This is a genomic window from Bacillus cihuensis, assembly GCF_000504145.1.
GTDB lineage: Bacteria > Bacillota > Bacilli > Bacillales > DSM-1321 > Peribacillus > Peribacillus huizhouensis.
The window spans coordinates 1707661-1731331 of record NZ_KI632495.1 but is presented as its reverse complement, the minus strand read 5'-3'; the positions used below and the strand labels follow the sequence as shown (position 1 = coordinate 1731331).

Genomic DNA, 23671 nt, shown 5'->3' with positions numbered 1-23671 from the left:
TTTTTACGCTTTCTTAAAAGGGGAGTCGAGTGATGGAAATCATCCAACAACTAGTAAATGGAATTTCTCTTGGTAGTATTTATGCATTGATTGCTCTCGGCTATACGATGGTTTATGGCATTGTTAAACTGATCAACTTCGCACATGGAGATGTGTTTATGGTCGGTTCGTTTGTTGGCTTTTATTCGATTACGTTTTTACACTTATCTTTCTTTCCTGCTTTAATCTTGTCGATGGTCGCATGTGCCTTGTTCGGTGTTCTGATTGAACGGATTGCCTACAAGCCTCTGCGGAATGCGACAAGAATTGCTGCGTTAATTACCGCGATTGGTGTGTCACTACTCATTGAAAATGGGATGATCTTTTTTAGAGGCGCCCAACTTGAAGCATATCCCAATGATATCTTACCTACGAATAAAATCAATTTACTTGGTGTTACGGTGGAAAGTAAATCATTGCTCATCCTCGGTGTTTCGGTTGCCCTCATGATCATTTTGCAATTTGTTGTTCATAAAACAAAAATCGGTAAAGCAATGCGCGCTGTTTCCCATGATGCAGAAGCCGCCAAATTAATGGGGATTAACGTTAATAACACAATCTCAGCCACATTTGCCATCGGCTCATCACTAGCCGGAGCGGCGGGAGTCATTTTCGGAACGTATTATTATAAGATTGAGCCGTTGATGGGTGTAATCCCTGGCTTGAAGGCGTTCGTTGCCGCAGTGCTCGGCGGCATCGGCATTATTCCAGGTGCGATGGTCGGTGGCTTGCTGTTAGGTGTGATCGAATCATTAGTGAGCGCAGCTGGAGGATCGCTTTGGCGGGATGGCGTCGCCTTTATTGTCTTAATTCTTATCCTCATTTTCATGCCTCAAGGAATTTTCGGAAAAAACAAACGAGAAAAAGTGTAGGGGAGACAAAGCGATGATAAAACTGAAACAGACAAAAGGTTTTTGGCTCTCAATTCTATTCGCGTTCGCCTTGTTTACGATCGTCCAAATCGTCATCTCGAGTGCTTTAATAAATTTTTATATCGTCAATATCATTATGACGATGGGCATCTATATTATTCTTGCGGTAAGTCTGCATCTGATTATTGGCATTACCGGTCAATTTTCCATTGGCCATGCCGGTTTTCTAGCGGTCGGTGCTTATACGTCCGCGGTTTTTACGATGAAACTCGGTCAGCCACTATTGATTGGCCTAATAGCTGGTGGCCTTGCTGCGGCAATAGCTGGGATGCTGATCGGCATTCCGAGTCTTCGGTTAAAAGGAGACTATTTGGCAATTGCAACACTTGGTTTTGGCGAAATTGTTCGGATTACCTTTTTTAATATTGATTATATCGGCGGACCGAGCGGCATGATGGTGTCACAATTAACAACATGGCCTTGGGTATTTGGCTGTATGTTACTCACCATATTAGTGATTCGAAATTTCACCAATTCCACTCACGGTCGAGCTTGTATCTCAGTTCGGGAAGATGAAATCGCCGCTGACGCGATGGGTATTAACACGACCTATTATAAAGTTGTCGCCTTTTTAATTGGCTCCTTCTTTGCTGGAGTAGGAGGGGCGCTTTGGGCCCATAATTTTTACATTATTCAACCGAGCCAGTTCGGCTTCTTAAAATCATTTGATATTTTAATATTCGTAGTACTTGGCGGACTCGGCAGTATGAGTGGTGCCGTCATAGCTGCCATTCTACTCACACTCGTTTCGATGCTGTTAACAGAATACCCGGAAACAAGGATGGTCATCTATAGCTTGATTTTAATAATCACGATGCTGTACCGACCGCGGGGATTGCTTGGTACGAAGGAAGTCACGTCTTTATTTACGAACCGAAGAAATAAAAAAGGGGGACCTAAAGATGGAAACACACACACCGTTGCTTAAGGTTGATCAAGTAGGAATCCGCTTCGGGGGCTTAAAGGCAGTGGCGGACGTGAATATGAAATTATACCCTGGGGAACTCGTTGGCTTGATTGGTCCGAATGGAGCCGGCAAGACGACGTTTTTCAACTTGCTGACAGGTGTATACGTACCGACTGATGGGAAAATCTTTTTTAAAGGGGAAAACATACGAAAGCAACCTCCATATAAAATCACGAAAAAAGGCATCAGCCGCACGTTTCAAAATATCCGTTTATTCGAAGAGCTATCTGTCATTGATAATGTAAAAGTTGCCTATCATTCGCTCGCCAAGCATTCGATTCTAAGTAGTGTATTGCGATTGCCCAATCATTTTTCCGGTGAAAAGGAAATGGAAGAAAAGGCGTTAGAGTTTTTAAAACTATTTAACTTAGACCAATTTCGGGACGATAAAGCGAAAAACCTGCCATACGGGCAACAGCGCCGACTTGAAATCGCCCGGGCACTTGCAGCCAACCCGGAATTATTACTGCTCGATGAACCAGCTGCTGGCATGAACCCAAAGGAAACGGCACAGCTGATGGAGTTAATTGCCTTTATCCGTGAAAAATTCAATTTGACCGTCCTGTTAATTGAACATGATATGTCGCTCGTCATGGGTGTTTGTGAACGAATCTATGTGCTCGATCACGGACAGCTCATTGCCCATGGAACGCCTGAAGAAATTCGCAATCATCCGAAAGTGATCGAGGCGTATCTTGGCGAGGAGGTATCATAATGCTAAAGGTTGAAGATCTCAATGTGTATTATGGTAATATCCATGCATTAAAAGGAGTTTCGCTCGAGATCAATGAAGGAGAAATTGTCACGTTGATTGGAGCGAATGGAGCAGGCAAAAGCACATTGCTTAAAACGATTTCCGGCTTGTTGAAACCGAAACAAGGAAAAATCATCTTTGAAGGGAAGACAATTACCGCTAAAGCAGCCCAAACAATCGTCAAGCAAGGTATCTCACACGTCCCTGAAGGCCGCCGTGTTTTTGCCAATATGACTGTAGAAGAAAACCTACAACTCGGGGCCTATTTGCGAAAAGACAAAAAAGGCATCAAACAAGACATGGAGATGGTGTACGATTTATTTCCGAGGCTATTGGAACGATTGAAACAACAAGCAGGTACATTATCGGGCGGTGAACAACAAATGCTAGCCATGGGCAGAGCCTTAATGGCAAAGCCACGGCTGTTGCTGCTTGACGAACCATCGATGGGCTTAGCACCATTGCTCGTAAAAACAATCTTCCGGATCATTGAAGAAATTAATGTAACAGGTACAACGGTCTTACTCGTCGAACAAAATGCGAATTTAGCCCTCTCTATCGCGGACCGTGCCTATGTCGTCGAGACCGGCCGCATCGTTCTCTCAGGCAATGCCGAAGAACTCACATCAAGCGAGAAAGTGAAAATGGCTTATCTTGGAGGCAACTGATAAGAAGGGATACCCGAAACGAAGGGTCAGACCTCACATTTTATATATGGTTTAGATAATGTGCAGAAGGAGAAACACACTAAACCGCATATAGAGTGTGAGGTCTGGCCCTTTATTTTTATGTAACAAACAGCATCGGCTCCACCTACGCCAATACCACGATAGCCACGCATGCTATCCACCTAGATTTCAGTATAGGGATATATTGTTAATTCGATATAATGCTTGTATAAAAGAAGTGTAAAAAAATGTTGAGGATTATTACAGATCATTGAATGAAGATTTCATGCCTGGACAATCTAGGGATGAAGGGGTGTGTCGAACATGAAAAAACAAAACCATACTGAGGATCCAATAATTGCTGAAGGAATTGACACAGAAGACGAACTTGAAAAGACAGCATCGACAGAAGAAATCGCAAAGGGCGAATATACGAAAGTCGTCACATTATCATTAGACGAAAACGACCCAAGCTAGCCTTTTCATCGTTTAGAAACGGTAATTTGGGTTTTTTTGATATTTCTATTCGTTCAATCACGGTTGAAGCAGCGGCTACTAAAGCAAAACGTGCAAAAACTGCACAGAACTGAACAAGGACTATCAAGGCGGGGGAGCTAAATCTTCCACTGTAAAAACCAAAGGCGGAAAAACAAAATACAAATCTTTTGTATCGAAAACATTATATGATGCGAATAGTAGCAAAGATCGTGATCATGATGGCATTACTTGTGAGCGTTAATTCTTGATGCGGAAGTATTTAATGATGAAATGACCTTGCGGAGAATAGTTTCTGCAAGGTTTTTGACTTTTTTTTGTGAGAAGAACATTTTTCTCATGCCAGCCCATCATCTTGGTGCCAGACTCTTGCTTTACAATAATACGAAGTACCATACCATTCACGTTTTAGCGTTTATATCAGATAAGGAAGTAGGTTAAGTTTGTCTCTTACACTAGGAGCTAGAGTTTTTTCTAAAAAATATTGACAATGTTATGAAAATATAATTTAATAAAAGTACTTACTTAAACGTTTAAGTAAAGGAGGGATAGTGAAATGTTTTTAGGTATTGATATTGGATCAGGTGGCACAAAAGTCATCTTACTTAATAAAGAAGGAAAAATGATAGAGTCTTGTGAAGTTTCCTATTCATTTGATGTTCCGAAAGAAGGTTGGACGGAGCATGATCCTGAAGAATGGTGGCTTGCTGTAAAAAAGGCTTTAAAGACTTTATTTATACATAATGACCCCTCATTTGTAGAGGCAATTGGAGTCACTGGTCAAATGCATAGCAGTGTTTTATTAGATGCTAATGGTGAGGTTATACGAAAAGCCATTCTTTGGAATGATCAAAGAACTGAAAAAGAATGTAAAGAAGTTTTAGAGACAATTGGTGAAGAGAGATTTCGCTCTTTAACCATGAATACTCTTTTTCCTGGTTTTACCCTACCTAAAATAATTTGGTTAAAAAGAAATGAGCCAGAAGCATACAAACGCATTGCTACGATAATGATGCCTAAAGATTTTATTAATTATAAATTGACAGGTGTTATGGCAACAGAAGTTACAGATGCAAGTGGTACAGGAATTTTTGATGTTTATAACAGAAAATGGAATAAGGATCTTATCCATGAACTTGGATTTAATCCTGAGTGGTTTCCACCGGTCTTTGAAAGCATAGACGTGATTGGGGAGATTGGTAATACGGCTGCAAGTGCAATAGGGTTAAAGGAAGGAATTCCTGTTGTAGCTGGGGCTGCGGATAATGCTGCGGCGGCAATTGGAAACGGTGTCTTTAATGAAAATAAAGGACTTATTAGTGTAGGCACTTCAGGAGTTGTATTAGTGCCAATTAATAACAGACCTGATAAAGAATTGCTGACAAAAACAAATTCTTCGTTGCATATATTTTGTCATGCTTTACCGAATACATGGTATGCAATGGGAGTTACGTTAACTGCGGGTGAGTCGTTAAAGTGGTTTAGGAAAGCTTTTGAATTAGAGGAAGACTATGAAGAGTTAATATTAAAAGCAAAAGATGTAAAAGCAGGTGCAAACGGACTAATTTTCACACCATATTTATCAGGTGAACGTACACCACATAATGATTCAACGGCTAGAGGCGGTTTTTACGGACTGAATTTGACCCATCGTAAAGGTGATTTTGTACGAGCTGTATTGGAAGGGGTTTCATATAGTTTGAAGGACTGTCATGAACTGATAAAAAATATAGCTTCCCCTGAATCATTTGTGATTACGGGTGGTGCAATAAAAAGTGAGATTTGGAGTCAAATATTATCAGATGTCATAGGTGTTAAGCTAAAAAAATCCGCGCGATTTGAAGGACCGGCTATTGGTGCTGCAATCTTAGCTGGAATGGGAATTGGCTTCTTTAGAGCACCTGATGAAGTAACGAATGGAGCAGATGATGTTATAATAACCCCTAGAACAGATCATTATTTGCTATATAAAGAGGGCTTTCATAAGTATCAGAACTTATATAAGCAGTTATCCAGTAAATAATGTAATCGGATAGTAGAGGGAGATAGTAGATGGTGCAAAAAAAGCGGCCTACACTATATGATGTAGCAAAACAGGCAAATGTTTCAATAGCAACGGTCTCGAATGTGTTAAACAATAAGGATGAAGCAAGTGAAGAAACAATCCAAAGGGTCAATGAGGTCATTAAACAAATCGGCTATTCCAGAAATGAATCAGCTAGAAGCTTAAAGAGAGGCGAGAGTAAGCTAATTGGATTAATTGTACCTGATAACAACCCTTTCTTTACCGAAATATTAGACGGGATTCAACAAGAATGTGAATACTATGATTGGCAGGTTGTCGTTGCTAATTCCGAGGAAAGTGAAAAGAGACAAAATCAGTTAATTGAATTGTTGTCCGCACAACAAGTAAGTGGGATTATACTTGCTCCTGTATCGGAAACATTAAGTACTACTAAAATAAAAGCAAATGCACCGATTGTTTTAATAGACCGTGAAGTAGAAAATGTTAAATTGCCCGTCATTAAGGCAGATAATGTTGACGGATGTTACAAGGCTACAAGGAAGTTACTGCAAAACGGTCATAAAAGAATAGGGTTAATCTTGGCTTCACCAGGAATTAGTACGACGGTCCAAAGAAAACAAGGATATGTCGAAGCTTTAACTAGTCAAAACATACAAATTGATGAAGAGTTGATTCAATTTGGGGGAAACAATACAGGGACGAAGGCACAAATAGATGGGGGCTATCAGGCTGTCATAAGAATGATGAACTTGTCTTCACCACCAACAGCTATTTTTGCTACGAATCACCTGCTAATGATAGGGGCACTTAAAGCCATAAAAGAACAAAATCTTAGTATTCCAAAAGATATTAGTTTTATTGGTTTTGATGATCATCCGTGGCAAGAAATAAGTTCTCCGAAGTTAACGATCGTCTCACAACCCGCTTTTGAAATGGGCAGGCAGGCAATTCATGCCTTGCATAAATTGAAATCTAAAGATGAGATTATCACGACCTCATTGCCATTGAAGTTAGTTATTCGTGAATCATGTGGAACAGTTTAATGTTCCACTAGATTTTCTCTTTAACTTAAACGTTTAAGAAGGAGGTTCCCAATGTACGATCAACAATTATTAGTAGAAATGAAAGGGATTTCAAAAGTGTTTAATGGTGTTAAGGCCCTTCGCAATGTGAGTCTAAAGATTCGTAAAGGAACCGTTCATGCCCTCATGGGTGAAAACGGAGCAGGGAAATCAACAGCAATGAAGATTTTATCTGGTATCCATAAACCAACCGAAGGGTCCATTTTAGTAGAGGGAAAAGAGATATTTCTAGATAATCCTAAAATGGCTTTAGACAATGGGATCGCGATGATTCATCAAGAATTAAGCCCCATTTTTGAAATGACTGTAGCTGAAAATATTTTTTTAGGAAGAGAGCCCATTTATCCTAAAATTCATTTAGTGAACTATCCGAAAATGTATAAAGATACGAAAAAGATGTTTGAAAACCTTGGTTTATCGATTGATCCTAAACAGAGAATGAAAGAATTGAGTGTTTCTGAGATTCAAATGGTTGAGATTGTAAAAGCTGTTTCATATGATTCGAAAGTAATCATTATGGATGAACCTACTTCTTCTCTTGCAGATAAAGAAGTAGAACAACTGTTTAGTATTATTAATCGATTAAAAAAAGAAGGAAAAGGAATTATTTATATTTCACATAAGATGGATGAAATTTTCCAAATTGCGGATGATATTACTATATTTCGAGATGGAGAATATATTTCTACGAACTTAGCAAAAACGCTTGATCATGATTCATTAATTAAGCAAATGGTAGGAAGAGAGCTAACGGATATTTTTCCAGAAAGAAGTAAGTCAGTAAAAGACCAAATCGCTCTTAGTGTAGAAGGGATTACTGCTAAAGGATACTTTCAAAATGTTAGTTTTCAATTAAGAGAAGGCGAAATCTTGGGGTTGACTGGATTGATGGGAGCAGGTCGAACAGAAATTGCCAAAGCAATCTTTGGCATGATCCCTATCGAGAGTGGAACAATCAAACTAAAAAATAAAGAAGTAAAAATAAAAGGACCGAAAGATGCGATTAAACATGGAATTGCTTTTGTAACAGAAGATAGGAAAGAAGAAGGGCTCGTCTTGCCCATGTCTGTGAAGCAAAATATAACGATCTCATCACTCAATAAATTCACGTCAGGACCCATGATGAAACGGGATTTAGAAACCCAAGTAGTCGACGAGATGATTAAGAAACTTAAAATTAAAACATATAGTCGAAATCAACTTGTAGAAACACTGAGTGGCGGGAACCAGCAGAAAATTGTCTTAGCAAAATGGCTGTTAACCGATCCGAAGGTTTTAATATTAGATGAACCGACTAGGGGAATCGATATCGGAGCTAAGACAGAGATTTATAAGTTAATGGATCAACTTACGAAAGAAGGATACTCCATTATTATGATTTCATCGGAAATGCCTGAAGTTTTAGGAATGAGTGATCGAATCATTGTGTTGAGTGAAGGGAAAGTAACAGGAACACTTCGTCCAAAAGAGGCGACTCAAGAGAAAATATTAAGTTTGGCTACAGCCAATAAAATGGGGGTTTAATATGAATAGCCATGTGTCTACAAACAACACACAACTAATCAAAAAGAAGAGTCCAAAGTTTGGCCACTTATTATCAGAATATGGCATATTACTTGCTCTAACTGCTTTGGTGATTGTCATCACGATATTAAGTCCCAACTTTTTAACTACTTCTAATATGTTGAATCTTTTTAAACAGGTATCGATTAATGCCATTCTAGCTATTGGTATGACCTTTGTTGTTTTAACAAAAGGAATTGATTTATCTGTAGGTTCCATCTTAGCTTTTTCAGGGATTGTTACCGCTTCATTAGTTACCGGAAATGATACAAATTTATTTCTTGGAATAGCTGCTGGTTTGGGAACTGGCCTTGTTCTTGGCCTCGTTAATGGACTTGTTGTTGCAAAATGGAAAGTAGCTCCTTTTATTGTCACACTTGGTGTCATGTCCATTGCAAGGGGACTTACGTATATTTATAGTAATGGTCGGCCGATTTCTGGTTTGTCCAATTCGTTTTTGGTCATTGGAACAGGTGGGTTTTTAGGGATACCAATTTCTGTTTGGATCGTATTAATTGTTTTTGGTTTTTGTAGTGTATTACTCTATCGTACTAAATTAGGCCGACATATTTATGCTGTAGGAGGAAATGAAAACGCTGCAAAAACATCTGGGCTGAATGTTGATCGAACATTAATGTCTGTCTATTGTATTAGTGGATTACTTGCAGGTCTTGCTGGTGTCTTGCTTACGTCTCGTGTTTCTTCAGGTTTACCACAAGCTGGAATGTCTTATGAATTAGATGCGATTGCAGCAGTTGTTATTGGTGGAACTAGTTTAGCTGGTGGACGAGGCCGTTTATGGGGGACGTTAGTAGGAGCACTGATTATTGGCGTTTTGAATAATGGATTAGATCTATTAGCTGTTTCTTCTTATTGGCAGCAAGTGGTTAAAGGGACAATTATTATTATTGCTGTTTTAGTAGATCGTAAGAGAGTGTAAATAGGGTAAGAGAAGGGATAACCTTTTTTTAATAAAATTTAAATGACAAAGGGGAATTTATTATGAAAAAAATTAAAGGGTCACTATTACTGCTCGTTCTATTAATCATGACCACAATGGTCGCTGCTTGTAGCTCCAATCTTGAAACAAGTTCAGGTAGTGGAGATAGCAAACAAAAGAAAGATTCTGATTCGATTAAAATTGGCTTTCAGGTTTATGGTCTACGAGGAGAATTTGCAACGAATCTAACGGAAGCAATGAAAGCGCATGCGAAGGAAATAGGGGTAGACCTTGTAGTAATGGATGGAAACTATGATGTTAGCACAGCTATTTCACAATTAAAAAACTTAGAAAGTCAAAAAGTAGATGCGATTATTGTGAACCCCATTGATGAAGAAGCGTTAAATGCAACTGTGGATGAGATTGTTAATGCAGGCACACCGGTATTAGGCGTTAATGCGTTCTTGACATCTGAAAAATTAAACTCTTATATTGGTTCTCCAGATGTTGTTGCGGGTGAAACAGAAGCACAACAAATTGTAGATGCATTAGGTGGAAAAGGGAATGTTGTTCTATTAGAAGGTCCAATTGGACAAACTGGCCAAACAAAAAGACGTGAAGGAATAGACAATATTCTAGAAAAAAATAAAGACATTAAATTAATCGCAGAGCAAACAGCAAACTGGTCTAGAGCTGAGGCTATGACCATTATGGAAAACTGGATTCAAACACACGGTGATAAAATTAATGCCGTTATTGCTCAAAATGATGAAATGGCAATTGGAGCAATCAATGCGCTACGTGCCAAAGGTATGACAGATGTACCTGTTGTAGGTGTTGATGGGGTTAATGATGCCCTTCAAGCAGTCAAAAAAGGTGAAATGATTGCAACAGTGTACCAAAATGCAATAGAACAAGGCAAAACAGTTGTTGATATGGCAGTGAAAGCAGCCAAAGGGGAAACCATTGAGAAACAATATGAAATTCCTTTTGAGCTAGTAACAGATGAAAATGTTGATGAATATCTAAAATAATTTTGTTAGAGGAAGTGGTCTACGTGATAATTGAAAAGCCGAATCTAGATGATTCTAAACATATAAAAAGTACGATGGATGCTGCAGTACTAACCGAAGTAAAAAATATTGAAATACAGAAAAGGGAAATTCCAACACCAGAAGCTGACGAGGTTTTAATTCGAATCAAAACGGTAGGGTTATGTGGATCAGATGTTCATTATTATGAGCATGGGAAAATTGGCGACTTTATTGTAGAAAAACCCATTATTTTAGGACATGAGGCATCAGGAGAGATTGTCAAAGTTGGTGAAAAGGTTACGGAACTTCAAGTGGGACAGCGTGTATCTATCGAACCTGGGGCGACTTGTGGAAAATGTGATCATTGTAAAGAGGGACGTTATAATCTATGCCCACATGTAGAGTTTCTTGCTACGCCACCCTATGATGGGGCTTTCTGTGAATACATTGCCATGAGAGCGGATCTAGTTTTCCCTATTCCAGACAGCATGAGCTATGAAACTGCAGCACTAATTGAGCCATTTTCAGTCGGAATCCATGCCATTAGCCGAGGAAAACTTCAATCTGGAGAAACGGTTGTGATTATGGGAATGGGACCCATTGGCCTAGTAACTGCAGCAGCGGCAAAAATGGCTGGGGCAAAAACGATCATCGGAGTCGATTTAGAGCAAAGTCGTTTGGATGTAGCGAAAGAAATGGGAGCAACTCATACAATCAATTTATCCGAAGACAATCTTGACGATAAAGTCATGAAATATACGAATGGTGTTGGAGTCGATCTTGCCATTGAAACAGCCGGTAATCCGAAAGCTGTACAAGGAACGATTTCATCGGTCAAAAGAGGCGGAAGAGTCGTCATTGTTGGAATGTCCCCTCAAGATGAAGTACCTGTCAGCATTAGTAAGATTATTGATAAAGAAATTGATCTAATGGGTGTCTTCCGTTACCATCATACCTACCCAAAAGCCATTGAAATGCTTTCTAGTAAAGAAGTTGATATTGAGAAAATGATTACAAATCAATATCAACTCACTGACGTGAAAGAAGCGTTTGAAAAGGCTATTCATGATAAGACGAATACATTGAAAATTATGATTAATCCTTAATCTAGGGTACTTGTTTCTCGTACCTGTCATTCCCCGAATAATCTTGTTCATAGGAAAATAGAAAAGGAGAGCAATTACCTTTGGTAATCGGCTCTCCTTTTTTGCTAGATTATCATTTGTAAATATCTCCATGAGTGTCTATTACAATCATGATCAACGCATCATTATGTATTTTCCTGAAGCAGATACTTGGGAGGTAGTTTCTTATAATACTGAAGGTGGATTCCTTTTTTTATGCAATGTAAAGTAACGTCCACAATCCGGCGCGTAAATCTGAAATGCGGCTCGCAAATGTTAAAAGTAGAGTTCATACACGCGTCCAAATGGGTGTAACTAGCAATAGTAGCTTGTGCTGTATTATGATCTTCGGGGTATATATATATATAGCGTAATAAAAGGTTATGCTTTTCCTCGGATCCTCATATAAAAGTTGAAAATAGAAAAAGCTGTCTGGTTACCCAAACGCCTCTTCATGTTTTATGTAGTTTTGATTTTAGAATCATTGCTTTTTGCTCATGATGGCAACCACTTAATATCGTGAGTCTTACTTCCTGCTCTTTTGCGATATCATTCATACTTTCATTGTCATCTAGATAACGTAAAACCATTTTTACTTTAGCTTCCGCCTTAAATTTGTTTAGTGTCTAACATTTACGGGGCAGTTCATTAATTGATTATCAGCTTTTTTCTAAAAAAGCCTCTAAATCGGCGTTTTTTCATTTTCAGCCATAAACGGTCAAATGATTTCTATGTTTTCAATATGAATTTCTTGCTAGTAGCAAGCCGAATAAACTTGTTTGTTAATCATTTAAACACGTTTTGAGATTTCTTCAGCCTCTACTCTCTTTTGCGAAGTCCTATAATAACCTCCTTTACTTGTAAAAAAACTCTACATCATGGTTGATATTCCAACTAATGTCTAAGTAAATTCCATATACATTTCTATATTGTTAAAATCAGAAAACTTTGCTGAGAAAAAAATTGACAGAATTATTTTTAATAGATTGAAAATATAGGAAATTTGACATATGATATTCTTAATAAAGAACGAATTTTCTCGAATAAGAACAAAAAGTCGATCATATGGGGAAAAAGAATGTCAGAATCTATATTGGGGGATGGGACGATTGTATACATTGGACAAGGATATAGATCAAGAATGGCTCTCTTTAATAGAAGAAGCGAAAAAAATAGGGTTATCTATTCAAGAAGTTCGGAAGTTCATTACAAATAACTCCAATAATATGGATAGCGAAAAGCAGCTAAAACCTAAATAAATAACTTTTTATGACATAGGGGAAGTGAGAATATTGGAAGAAATGAATAAAAAAAATAACAACCAATCTATACAGGCATCGAGATACCAGCAACAATGGATGTTCGAAACAGCTCGAAATAACAATAATAAAGAGTCTGAATTACAAGAAACTCTTTTGGAGACTTTAAACCGTATTGAAACAAAGCTTGATATATTACTTATGCAGCGTCATAAGTAGTAGAAAAGATATACTTGTTTTATGGTATTTTTTGTGGGGGGAATTTTGAATTAGAGTTGACAGATTATATAGAAGATGGTAATTTAAAAATGTAGTAGTTCTTTATAATGAACAAAGCGGTTCTATTTAGTGATTATTTTTTATTTATCACTAATTGTGTTCTTTATAAAGAAATTTTCGTAAGTGGAAAAAATGAAAGACGGATAGTCATTTTAATGTTCTCAGTAAGAGCGAGTGAAGAAGAAAAATAATAAATAAAGAAGTTCACTGTATAGTAATAATTAATGTAGATTTTTTTTGCGTTTACGTTCGTTATTGAGAACAAAAATAAACTTAATAAAGTCTATTCGTTTGGTGATGTCTCCTTACCACTATAAATGGAGGCACTCGATTACGCTGTGGGTTGAAATAAACCTTAGACGCAAGTCGTCAAGAGTGTGGTGAGAGGCGGGGTTAAATGCCCCATTTTATTATTAAAGTATTAAATTATGAAATCTCTAAATGGAATTCGTAATTTAGTACTTTAATAGTTGGTTTAGAAAAGGAGCTGTCAGGTATAGAAAAATTTGTTGGAAATGCAGTAGTTTATTCTATATTCAGAGACATCTAGTACATAACAAAATGTAGTTTTAACATGCTGAGCATTAAGTTCTGCACGTATTCCAAAATTATTTCTTCCTGATGAAATGTATTTGAAAAAGTATTAATCAGGTAGAAAATCCACCTAAAACGATAACAGGGATTTCTATGCAGAAATAGAGTAGGGAATGGTGAAGAATATTGAATTCAGATTTCTTAAATCAAGAAACATTTAAAAACATTTTAACATATGCCTATCACCGAGGAAATGAAGTAAAAGATATGACAGTAACAATTTTAGTTGAAGAAATTAAGCAACAATTTATAGCTGCGATTTCAGAACAAGAGGTAGGAATAAATCATACTCCTTCTTACATCGATGAATTAGAAGTGAAAATATGAAGGGAATGGGGGATTCACTTAAATCGTGAAACTAATTCTTATGGTGGAGAAGTAAGAGGAAGATCAGTGTTCATCAAGTATACGTTAAAACAAGAATAAAGAGGTAATTGGATGATTGGGGAAAATATTGTAAAAATACGAAAAAGGAGAGGATACAGCCTCTCAAAACTTGCGGAACTAACAAATATATCGAAATCTTACTTAAGCAATATCGAGCGTAATCTGAACAAGAACCCATCGCTCCAGATCATGTTAAAGATCGCAGCCGTTTTAAACGTAGATCTCGAAACATTATTAAAGACCGACAAGGACGAGGATACATATAACGAGAAAGAATGGGTCGACTTTGTAAATGAGCTAAAAGAATTAGGATTGGAAAAAAACGATATCAAACAATACAGAACCTTGATTGAATTTATTAAATGGCAAAACCAAAACTCGAATACTAAATAAAATTCAATAGTAATTTATTTTCTGGAGGTTTATATGGAGGAAACAATTAGCATTAGTGATATTTTTAATACGCTTAAGAAACGTTGGAGGTTAATCGTGTTTCTGACAGTGGTTGCAGCGTTAATTAGTGGTAGCATTTCTTATTTTGTATTAACACCTGTATACCAATCATCAACACAAATCTTGGTAAATCAGAAAAACGAAAACAATCAGATAGACGCCACACAATTACAAGTCAATATAGATGTGATTAATACGTATAGTGTGATCATAAAAAGTCCCGCTATACTGGATAAAGTCAAAGCAAATCTTAATCTCACAGAAAGCGTAGCGCAACTTAATCAAAAAATTACCGTAAATAGCCAAGATAACTCCCAAGTCTTTTCTTTAGCTGTTCAACATAGTAATCCAGCAATGTCAGTAGAAATTGCAAATGAAGTAGCTGAAACATTTCAAAGGGAAATCCCAGCAATTATGAACGTCGACAATGTAACCATTTTGGCAAAGGCTGTGAATCCCATTCCTGTCGGTGCCAACCCATTAATGAATATTAGTATAGCGGTGGTAGTTGGTTTGATGGTTGGTATAGGATTAGCCTTTTTATTAGAGTACTTGGATAACACGTTAAAAGATGAGCGCGATGTTGAAATATACCTCGGACTACCGGTACTAGGATCGATTCACAAATTTTCACCAGGAAAGCAAAGATCTAAAATACAAAAAGTAGGAAGTGAACATGTTGCGTCTTAAATGGGAAAAAAAACAGGTAAAGCAAGTCAACTTAATTGCGCATAGTAGTCCTAAATCACCTATTACTGAAAGATATCGACTAATCAGAACGAATATTCATTTATCCTCTGGAGATAAAGAAATCAGATCAATCGTCGTAACATCAGCTGAACCTTCAGATGGGAAAACGACAACAGCAGCCAATTTAGCCATTGTCTTAGCACAGCAAGGGGAACAAGTTTTACTTGTAGATGCCGATTTAAGGAAACCTTCTGTTCATTATGCATTTAACGTCAATAATATTCATGGACTGACTAGCGTGTTGACTAAGAGGATTAGCCTAGATAAGGCGATTTCCAATACACACGTACCCAATCTGGATATTTTGACTAGTGGCCCTATTCCGCATAATCCTTCGGAACTATTAGATTCCAAATCTATGGAACTATTAATGGAAGAGCTGAAAGGGAAGTTCGAATATGTAGTGTTTGATACACCACCTGTACTTGCTGTCACAGACCCACAAATTATGGCACATAAATCTGACGGTGTCGTCATAGTTGTATCTAGTGGAAAGACATCTCGAGAAGGTGCTGTGAAAGCGAAAGAATTGCTGGAAAAAGCGAAGGCACAAATACTTGGAGTAGTAGTGAATGAAGTAAAATCTAAAGCTGACTACTACCAATATGGATAAAAAGAAATCCGACAAATGAAACTCATGCCAATGCAACTACTGCTGGTTATGAAAAAGTTTGCGGGTTTTTTAAATGGAAATTCCATTCTTTCATCTTAGATTTGAAAAGGGGTCTTGTTAGTGTTAATCGATTTGCATTGTCATATTTTACCTGGAGTTGATGATGGGGCCCTTGACCTGCTTAGCTGTTTGGATATGGCGAATACGGCGGTAGGAGCTGGAATTAACCATTTATTTGCTACACCGCATCATATGAATGGGCAATATGTAAATAAGAAGGAAGAGATTATTTTCCAGGTAGCTGAGGTGAATAGGCATTTACAACAAGAGAAGATTCCTCTGACGATCTACCCGGGGCAAGAAGTAAGAATCCATCAACATTTAATGATTTCACTGGAAATGGAGGAAGTCCTGACCCTTAATAATAGGGAAAAATTCCTATTGATAGAACTACCATCGGGATATGTACCCATATATACACATGAAGTGGTCTACGAGCTATTAATGAAGGGAATAACACCAATTATTGTTCACCCTGAAAGAAATCGAGAATTAATAGAAGATCCTCAACTCCTTTATCAATTGGTTCAGCAGGGTGCATTAACCCAACTCACTTCTGGAAGTGTAATTGGTCTGTTTGGCAAAAAGATTAAATCCTTTTCGGAAAAGATCATTGAACATCACCAAGCCCATTTTATTGCAACGGATGCGCATAATGTTGGTTCAAGGGGATTCACGCTCCAAGAGGCTTATGAAACAATCACAAAAACATATGGAATAGATCGTACATTGTATTTCAAAGAAAATGCCCAAACAGTGCTGGATGGCCAAAGCATCTCCATTAAACAACCAATGCCAATTAGGAAAAAGCTTTTGGGTATTTTTTAGAAGTGGGGGATAGATAAATATGAAAAGATTTGAAGATTATCCAAAATCGATAAAAAAGGCAATACGTTACATAAGACAAGATGCACCTTTAGTCCAATTACCTCAATTAGAGACGGTACAATTTAACTCAATAAAAAAAAGAAAAGAAGTGCTACTAAAGAGTAAAGCAGCACAGTAATAATTTTAGAACTCTTTTAAATCATCTAATTATAGGGGGGAAGACATAGAAGAATTTATTCATAGATGTAAGACAGCATACAATAATATTATTAAAGGAGGGTTTTTGGTTGGCATACCAGAAGCGACTAACATTATTAGCTCTATTAGATTCCCTAATCGTCTTATCAGCTATTTATGTAAGCTATTTAGTACTGCATCCATATTTAGAAATATTTAAGCTAACTGCACTCTTACTCAGCTCAGTTTCACTATTAATTAGCCATCATATCTTTGCTTCGATTTATAAACTATATAAAAAGGCATGGGAGTATGCAAGCATCGGAGAATTAGTCTCTATCGTTAAAGCAGTAACCCTTTCTATCATTGTAACGGTGATTGTTCAAGTGATGGTGTTTCAAGATGTATATGTCAGAGCTTTAGCATTGACATGGATGATACACGTACTTCTAATTGGTGGTTCTCGTTTTTATTGGAGGATGTTTCGTGACCGTTTCGTAAAAAATCAAACGGAAATCAAAAATACATTGGTTATAGGTGCTGGATCAGCAGGAACGATGGTAGTGCGTCAGCTCTTGAATAATCATGATACAGAATTAAATCCAGTAGCATTTATTGATGATGATCCGAATAAGAAAAAATTAGACATTTTAGGTATTCCTGTTGTGGGCAGTTCTAAACAAATCTCTGAAATTGTAGAAAAATATCATATTGATAATATTGTAATCGCAATTCCTTCTTTAAATAAAAAAGAATTGAAGATCATCTTTGAGGAATGTATGAAAACGACTGCCAAAACACAAATTATGCCTATGATTGAGGATATTATGCTAGGAAAAGTGGCGGTCAATCAATTCAGAGAAGTGGAGGTAGAAGATTTATTAGGTAGAGAGCCGGTTGAATTAGATATTGATAGTATCTCGGAATATGTTACAGGTAAAACCATTCTAGTAACTGGTGCCGGTGGATCCATAGGTTCTGAAATTTGCCGACAAATATGTAGATTTTCTCCTGAAAAAATAATTCTTCTCGGACATGGAGAAAATAGTATTTATCAGATTGATATGGAACTAAGAAAGTTATTCTCAGATCACATTGAGATAGTACCAGTTATCGCAGACATTCAAGATCGAGAAAGGATTTTTGATGTGATGGATAATTATAAACCAGATGTTGTTTATCATGCTGCTGCACACAAGCACGTTCCGTTAATGGAGAATAATCCACGCGAAGCTGTTAAAAATAACATCTTTGGTACGAAAAATGTTGCAGAAGCAGCTGACACATATGGTGTTGGCACATTTGTGATGATTTCGTCAGATAAAGCCGTTAACCCAACAAATGTGATGGGAGCTACGAAGCGCATTGCAGAAATGGTTATACAGCAGCTGAACCAGCAAAGTCGAACAAGATTCGTTGCCGTCAGGTTTGGGAATGTACTTGGAAGTAGGGGCAGTGTGATACCTCTATTCAAAAAGCAAATTCTAGTAGGTGGACCTGTAACTGTTACCCATCCAGACATGACAAGATATTTTATGACCATACCTGAAGCTTCTCGATTAGTAATCCAAGCTGGTTCTCTTGCAGGAGGAGGAGAACTTTTTGTATTAGATATGGGCGAACCCGTTAAGATTGTTGATTTAGCGTCAAACCTTATTCAATTATCTGGTTATACAATTGAGGAAATTGAAATTGAATTCTGTGGAATCAGACCTGGTGAGAAAATGTTTGAAGAACTATTAGGGGAGAATGAAGTTTATGGTGAGGCTGTGTATCCGAAGATATTTATTGGAAAAGCAGTTTTGGAACAAAAAGAGGAATTGCATTATCTTCTAAGTTTTCATGATGATTTATCCTCAAAAGAACTTAAAGAATTTGTTATAAATTTAGCTAATCGGAGAAAGAACAAAGTATATTTGGTAGCAAAGTAGTTATAAAGGGGAACCATGAGCACCCCGACGCTCACATGGACACATGATGAAAAGATGAATACACCTTAACTTTTAAAAATCCGTGTCTTGACAATGGGGTCCACTATAATCCAATTAACTACAAAGCTACAAAATATAGTTATATTAAATTCAATTAGCATAGAAGTAACATAACAAAAGGAAGGACGTTTAAACAATGAGAGATAGAATATTTCTTTCATCACCGCATATGAGTGATGAAGGTTATGAAATGCAATATGTAAAGGAAGCTTTTGATACAAACTGGATTGCTCCTCTTGGGGAAAACGTAAATCAATTTGAAAAAGAATTAGCAGCTAAGGTTGGATCTAAAAGTGCTGCGGCACTGTCTTCTGGTACTGCTGCTATTCATTTGGCACTTAAAGCAGTAGGAGTTGGTGAAGGGGATATTGTTTTTTGTCCGACACTGACTTTCTCGGCTACAGCAAATCCAATTATTTATCAAAATGCAACACCTGTTTTTATTGATAGTAATTATGAGACTTGGAATATGTGCCCTAAAGCTTTAGAAGAAGCTTTTGAAAAGTACCCGAATGTAAAAGCGGTAATAATTGTTCATCTTTACGGACTTTCTGCTGATATGGATAAGATCGTAGAGCTTTGCAAGAAACATAATGTTGCTTTAATTGAAGATGCTGCTGAAAGCTTAGGTGCTTATTATAAAGGAAAACATACAGGTACTTTTGGAGATTTTGGTATCTTCTCTTTTAATGGGAATAAGATTATCACTACATCAGGAGGTGGTATGCTCGTTTCTGATCATGAAGAAAGAATTGCAAAAGTAAGATTTTGGGCCACTCAATCCCGAGATAAAGCAAGGCATTATCAGCATAGCGAATTAGGATTTAATTACCGCATTAGTAATGTGGTTGCTGGGATTGGTAGAGGACAGTTAAAAGTTCTTGATCAGAGAGTCGAGAAAAAGAAGTATATCTTTGAGTTTTATAAGAGAGAAATAGGTGAACTTGATGGAGTCGAGTTCATGCCTATTAATGATTGGAATAAGCCAAATTATTGGTTAAGCTCGATAACTCTAAATGGAAAAGTTAGACCGATTGATATTATGGAAGCTTTGGAAAAAGAGAATATTGAGTCAAGGCCGATTTGGAAGCCGATGCATATGCAACCTTTCTTTGAAAAGTATGATTTTGTAGGATCGAATGCTTCCGAGAATTTGTTCGAGAATGGTGTGTGTTTACCTTCAGATACGAAGATGACAGCTGTGGATTTAGAGAGAGTGGTAAAGATTATTAAAGGGCTGTGGTTTAAATAATGGAATCTTCTAATGGTGATTTTTATAGAAGATTTATAAAAAGATCGATGGATTTCATACTTTCTTTGATTGCTATTATAATTCTCAGTCTAATATTTTTGATAGTTGCTATCATTGTAAGAGTGAAGTTAGGTAGTCCGATATTATTTAAGCAAAAAAGGCCAGGGTTAAATGAGAAAATTTTTATAATGTATAAGTTTAGAACGATGACAGATGAAAGAGATAAGAATGGAGAACTACTTCCTGATAGTGTTAGGTTAACTAAGTTTGGAAGATTCTTACGATCTACATCCCTTGATGAACTACCGGAACTGTTTAATATTTTAAAAGGGGATATGTCACTGATAGGTCCAAGGCCCTTATTGGTACAGTATCTGCCTCTTTATAATAAGTATCAAAAACGGCGTCACGAAGTAAGACCGGGCTTGTCTGGTTTAGCTCAGATAAATGGTAGAAATACTATCAGTTGGGAAGAAAGGTTTCATCTTGATATAGAGTATATAGAAAATATTACATTTATTAATGACATAATTATTATAATGAAAACAATTGCAAAAGTTTTTAAACGAGAAGGTATTAGTTCTCAGAATGATGCTACAATGGAAGCTTTTCAGGGTAATAAAAAATCCTAAATACAGATTATTAGGCAAGATGGAGGAGTAGTCATGAATTTTTTATGTTGTAGTGTGGGAAGACGTACCGAGTTAATTAAGAACTTCAAAATGTCTTTAGGTAATGATTCAAAAATTGTAGCTATAGATAATAGTAATACAGCCCCCGCCTTATATTTTGCTGATAAACAATATATAGTGCCACGAATTTACGCGGAGCAATATGTGGATATCCTTTTGGATATCTGTGTAAGAGAAAATATACAGGCGATTACGACCTTAATAGATCCAGAGATTGAAATTTTGGCAGAGAACAGAGAGAAATTCAAGGAAATAGGAGTTGAGGTACTAGCACCTTATTTAGAAACAGCAAAATTGTGTTTTGATAAATATAAAATGTATGAGTTTCTTGTCCAAAATGACATTAAAACAGTGAAGACCTATAATGGTTTAGATGATTTTTCTAGAGCTTATAAGGAAAAAAAATGTAGTTTTCCTGTCTTTGTAAAACCCCGTACTGGTAGTGCTAGTGTGGGAGCGATGAAAATAAAAGACTATGATGAGTTAATGTCAGTCTGTAGCCAATCAGAAAAACTAATCATTCAAGAATTTATGGATGGAGTTGATTTGGATGCTGATGTGTATGTTGATACGATTAGTCACAGGCCGGTAAGTATATTTTCAAAGAAGAAGCTTGAGACTAAAATAGGAGGTGCTAATAAGACAATATCATTTAAAGACGAAAAGCTGAATAAAATAATTGTTGATGTTGCATCAAAATTAGAATTCAATGGCCCCATTGATATAGATTTTTTCTATAAGGATGGGGAGTATTACTTGTCTGAGATTAATCCGAGGTTCGGTGGTGCATACTTACATTCATATGGATGCGGAGTAGATTTTATAAAATTAATCTTAAACAATCTAAATGGTATAGAGAACTCTGCCGAATTTGGTAACTATGAAGAGGATGTATTAATGATGATGTATGATAGCGTTGTTATAAAGAGGAAATCTGAATTAATTAGAGTTAGTTTATAAAATGTATAATATTAAAATTCGGTGTCTTGTAATAAATTGATTAAAGCTATGCAAAAGTGACAGCTCTGCCATATTTCAGAGACACTTTGGACAAAAAATAGTGACATGTCTGCCAGAGCCACCCTAGGATATGTAAACAGACAAGACGTGCACTTTAATGGAGAGGAGGGCATCGTTCGACAAGTTGCGCTATAAGTGCCTAACGGCGCAAAAAGTAGGTGATTACAAAGCGATTTGATGTGTATAGTAGTTCATTAATATATGTATTTACGAATATCTCTAACAGAACAATTATTGACATTAATGATCTAATGAATATTTACTCCAATCTAATCCACTGTCTTTTGATTTCTATACGGATTGCGGGGAAGGGTTTTAGTTGATAGCTAAGATGAAAGTATTCCAATTTCTATATGATTCTAAAGTGATTTGTGAAGATTCAGATAGACTAGACTAAACATCTTCTTAAAAGAGCTTTTACTACTAAATACACGAGGATGAATAAGGTGAAAGATATTTTAATTGTAGCACACTTTACACATGTTCCCGGAGAAAAGGGGAATGGGCGCTTTTCCTATATCCTTAATATGTTAGCGGATTATAATCATAGTGTTGAATTAGTAACAACAGATTTTTCGCATGAGACAAAAAAACATAGAATGGTTAATGGACAACAACTAGAACAAATGAAATATAAATTGACAATGTTGCACGAAGATGGATATCAAAAAAATGTATCGTTAAAACGATTTTATAGTCATTATGTATTTGGGAAAAATCTTAATAGCTATCTTAAAAGGAGAAAGAAACCAGATATAATTTACTGTGCAGTTCCCTCATTAGATGTGGCGTATGCTGCAGCAAAGTATGCAAAAGAAAATAGAATTAAATTTATAATAGATATTCAAGATATATGGCCAGAAGCATTTAAAATGGTATTTAACATCCCTGTTGTTAGCAATCTTTTATATTACCCTATGAATAAAAAAGCAAATTATATATACAGAACAGCTGATGAAGTAATTGCCGTTTCTGAAACATATAAAAGTAGGGCATTGACTGTCAATAATAAATGTAAAGGATTAAGTGTATTCCTTGGAACGGACCTTGCTTATTTTGATAAGGTGTCACAAGAAAATTTGGTAAGCAAGCCCCTTGATGAAATATGGCTCGCATATATTGGAACTTTAGGACATAGCTATGATATCAACTTGGTTATCGATGCTTTATCTAATTTGAAAGATAAGGGAATAAATAAAATTAAATTTATCGTAATGGGAGATGGTCCATTAATGTCCCGATTTCAAGAGTATGCAATAGTAAAGGGAGTTAATGCTGAATTTACTGGAAGACTTAATTATGAAAAGATGGTAGGTATCCTAAAATCATGTGATATTGCTGTAAATCCTATTAGGTCAAATTCTGCAGGCAGCATAATAAATAAAGTAGGTGACTATGCAGCAGCTGGATTACCAGTAATAAACACGCAAGAAAGCCAAGAATATCGGGAATTGATATCCAAGTATAATGCTGGAGTAAATTGTGAAAATGGGAATCCAATTAATCTAGCAGAAAACCTATTATTTTTATTTAAGGATTCAAAGTTAAGAAAAAAAATGGGCAAAAACAATAGAGAATTGGCTGAGGAAAAATTTGATAGGAATATAACCTATCAAAAGATAATTCCCAAAATTTTGCTAGAATGAAAGAATTAAGGGGCATTAAAATCAATTTTCTAAAGGCTGATACATT

At 36.6% G+C, this 23671-nt stretch carries 24 protein-coding genes and 1 pseudogene; all 25 read left to right on the top strand.

What is annotated here, in order from left to right:
- The first annotated feature begins 32 nt into the window (after nucleotides 1–32).
- The gene (locus V179_RS0114135; RefSeq protein ID WP_028392039.1) at nucleotides 33–911 is read left to right on the top strand and encodes a branched-chain amino acid ABC transporter permease; all 879 of its coding nucleotides are present in this window, start codon (nucleotides 33–35) and stop codon (nucleotides 909–911) included.
- Between the two features lie 13 nt (nucleotides 912–924).
- A complete protein-coding gene (locus V179_RS0114130) occupies nucleotides 925–1899 on the top strand; it encodes a branched-chain amino acid ABC transporter permease (protein WP_028392038.1) in 975 nt (324 codons plus the stop codon).
- Nucleotides 1874–2653 (top strand): ABC transporter ATP-binding protein, encoded by a 780-nt coding sequence (locus V179_RS0114125; protein WP_028392037.1) that lies wholly within the window; start codon nucleotides 1874–1876, stop codon nucleotides 2651–2653. The genes V179_RS0114130 and V179_RS0114125 overlap by 26 nt, the downstream gene beginning before the upstream one ends.
- On the top strand, nucleotides 2653–3360 hold the full coding sequence (locus V179_RS0114120) for an ABC transporter ATP-binding protein (protein WP_028392036.1): 708 nt from the start codon (nucleotides 2653–2655) through the stop codon (nucleotides 3358–3360). The genes V179_RS0114125 and V179_RS0114120 overlap by 1 nt, the downstream gene beginning before the upstream one ends.
- 324 nt (nucleotides 3361–3684) lie before the next feature.
- Complete coding sequence (locus V179_RS31330) at nucleotides 3685–3837, top strand: hypothetical protein (protein WP_200868672.1); 153 nt, start codon at nucleotides 3685–3687, stop codon at nucleotides 3835–3837.
- Nucleotides 3838–3943: 106 nt separating this feature from the next.
- Nucleotides 3944–4099: pseudogene (locus V179_RS30110) on the top strand (excalibur calcium-binding domain-containing protein); the annotation flags it as partial.
- A gap of 312 nt (nucleotides 4100–4411) precedes the next feature.
- Nucleotides 4412–5878 carry a xylulokinase gene (gene xylB / locus V179_RS0114110; RefSeq protein WP_028392035.1) on the top strand — a complete coding sequence of 489 codons (1467 nt, stop codon included), beginning with the start codon at nucleotides 4412–4414 and terminating at the stop codon, nucleotides 5876–5878.
- 29 nt (nucleotides 5879–5907) lie between these two features.
- Nucleotides 5908–6924 carry a LacI family DNA-binding transcriptional regulator gene (locus V179_RS0114105; protein WP_028392034.1) on the top strand — a complete coding sequence of 339 codons (1017 nt, stop codon included), beginning with the start codon at nucleotides 5908–5910 and terminating at the stop codon, nucleotides 6922–6924.
- A 51-nt stretch (nucleotides 6925–6975) separates the two neighbouring features.
- Nucleotides 6976–8487 carry a sugar ABC transporter ATP-binding protein gene (locus V179_RS0114100; protein ID WP_028392033.1) on the top strand — a complete coding sequence of 504 codons (1512 nt, stop codon included), beginning with the start codon at nucleotides 6976–6978 and terminating at the stop codon, nucleotides 8485–8487.
- Nucleotide 8488: 1 nt separating this feature from the next.
- Nucleotides 8489–9466 carry an ABC transporter permease gene (locus V179_RS0114095; RefSeq protein ID WP_028392032.1) on the top strand — a complete coding sequence of 326 codons (978 nt, stop codon included), beginning with the start codon at nucleotides 8489–8491 and terminating at the stop codon, nucleotides 9464–9466.
- Nucleotides 9467–9528: 62 nt separating this feature from the next.
- Entirely contained in the window at nucleotides 9529–10500 is a 972-nt protein-coding gene (locus V179_RS0114090; protein ID WP_028392031.1) for a substrate-binding domain-containing protein, read from the top strand.
- 74 nt (nucleotides 10501–10574) lie between these two features.
- Nucleotides 10575–11606 carry an NAD(P)-dependent alcohol dehydrogenase gene (locus tag V179_RS0114085; RefSeq protein ID WP_051405027.1) on the top strand — a complete coding sequence of 344 codons (1032 nt, stop codon included), beginning with the start codon at nucleotides 10575–10577 and terminating at the stop codon, nucleotides 11604–11606.
- Between the two features lie 1028 nt (nucleotides 11607–12634).
- Nucleotides 12635–12883, top strand: a complete 249-nt coding sequence (locus V179_RS31715) for an anti-repressor SinI family protein (protein WP_034301173.1) — start codon at nucleotides 12635–12637, stop codon at nucleotides 12881–12883.
- A 24-nt stretch (nucleotides 12884–12907) separates the two neighbouring features.
- Nucleotides 12908–13102 (top strand): hypothetical protein, encoded by a 195-nt coding sequence (locus V179_RS0114070; RefSeq protein WP_152534736.1) that lies wholly within the window; start codon nucleotides 12908–12910, stop codon nucleotides 13100–13102.
- 780 nt (nucleotides 13103–13882) lie between these two features.
- Nucleotides 13883–14083, top strand: coding sequence for a hypothetical protein (locus tag V179_RS0114065; protein WP_028392028.1), 201 nt, complete (start codon nucleotides 13883–13885; stop codon nucleotides 14081–14083).
- A 111-nt stretch (nucleotides 14084–14194) separates the two neighbouring features.
- Entirely contained in the window at nucleotides 14195–14536 is a 342-nt protein-coding gene (locus tag V179_RS0114060) for a helix-turn-helix domain-containing protein (RefSeq protein ID WP_028392027.1), read from the top strand.
- A 33-nt stretch (nucleotides 14537–14569) separates the two neighbouring features.
- Nucleotides 14570–15286 carry a YveK family protein gene (locus tag V179_RS0114055; protein ID WP_028392026.1) on the top strand — a complete coding sequence of 239 codons (717 nt, stop codon included), beginning with the start codon at nucleotides 14570–14572 and terminating at the stop codon, nucleotides 15284–15286.
- Nucleotides 15273–15959, top strand: coding sequence for a CpsD/CapB family tyrosine-protein kinase (locus tag V179_RS0114050; protein WP_028392025.1), 687 nt, complete (start codon nucleotides 15273–15275; stop codon nucleotides 15957–15959). Before V179_RS0114055 ends, V179_RS0114050 begins: the two co-directional genes overlap by 14 nt.
- 120 nt (nucleotides 15960–16079) lie before the next feature.
- A complete protein-coding gene (locus V179_RS0114045) occupies nucleotides 16080–16847 on the top strand; it encodes a tyrosine-protein phosphatase (protein ID WP_034301168.1) in 768 nt (255 codons plus the stop codon).
- Between the two features lie 19 nt (nucleotides 16848–16866).
- Nucleotides 16867–17025, top strand: a complete 159-nt coding sequence (locus tag V179_RS31325; protein ID WP_200868671.1) for a hypothetical protein — start codon at nucleotides 16867–16869, stop codon at nucleotides 17023–17025.
- A gap of 109 nt (nucleotides 17026–17134) precedes the next feature.
- A complete protein-coding gene (locus V179_RS0114035) occupies nucleotides 17135–18955 on the top strand; it encodes a polysaccharide biosynthesis protein (RefSeq protein ID WP_028392023.1) in 1821 nt (606 codons plus the stop codon).
- A 196-nt stretch (nucleotides 18956–19151) separates the two neighbouring features.
- On the top strand, nucleotides 19152–20267 hold the full coding sequence (locus V179_RS0114030) for a DegT/DnrJ/EryC1/StrS family aminotransferase (RefSeq protein ID WP_028392022.1): 1116 nt from the start codon (nucleotides 19152–19154) through the stop codon (nucleotides 20265–20267).
- A complete protein-coding gene (locus V179_RS0114025) occupies nucleotides 20267–20899 on the top strand; it encodes a sugar transferase (RefSeq protein WP_028392021.1) in 633 nt (210 codons plus the stop codon). The genes V179_RS0114030 and V179_RS0114025 overlap by 1 nt, the downstream gene beginning before the upstream one ends.
- Before the next feature lie 33 nt (nucleotides 20900–20932).
- Nucleotides 20933–21919: an ATP-grasp domain-containing protein gene (locus tag V179_RS0114020; RefSeq protein WP_028392020.1), complete on the top strand. Its 987-nt coding sequence runs from the start codon at nucleotides 20933–20935 to the stop codon at nucleotides 21917–21919.
- Nucleotides 21920–22425: 506 nt separating this feature from the next.
- On the top strand, nucleotides 22426–23625 hold the full coding sequence (locus tag V179_RS0114015) for a glycosyltransferase family 4 protein (RefSeq protein WP_028392019.1): 1200 nt from the start codon (nucleotides 22426–22428) through the stop codon (nucleotides 23623–23625).
- Nucleotides 23626–23671 lie beyond the last annotated feature (46 nt).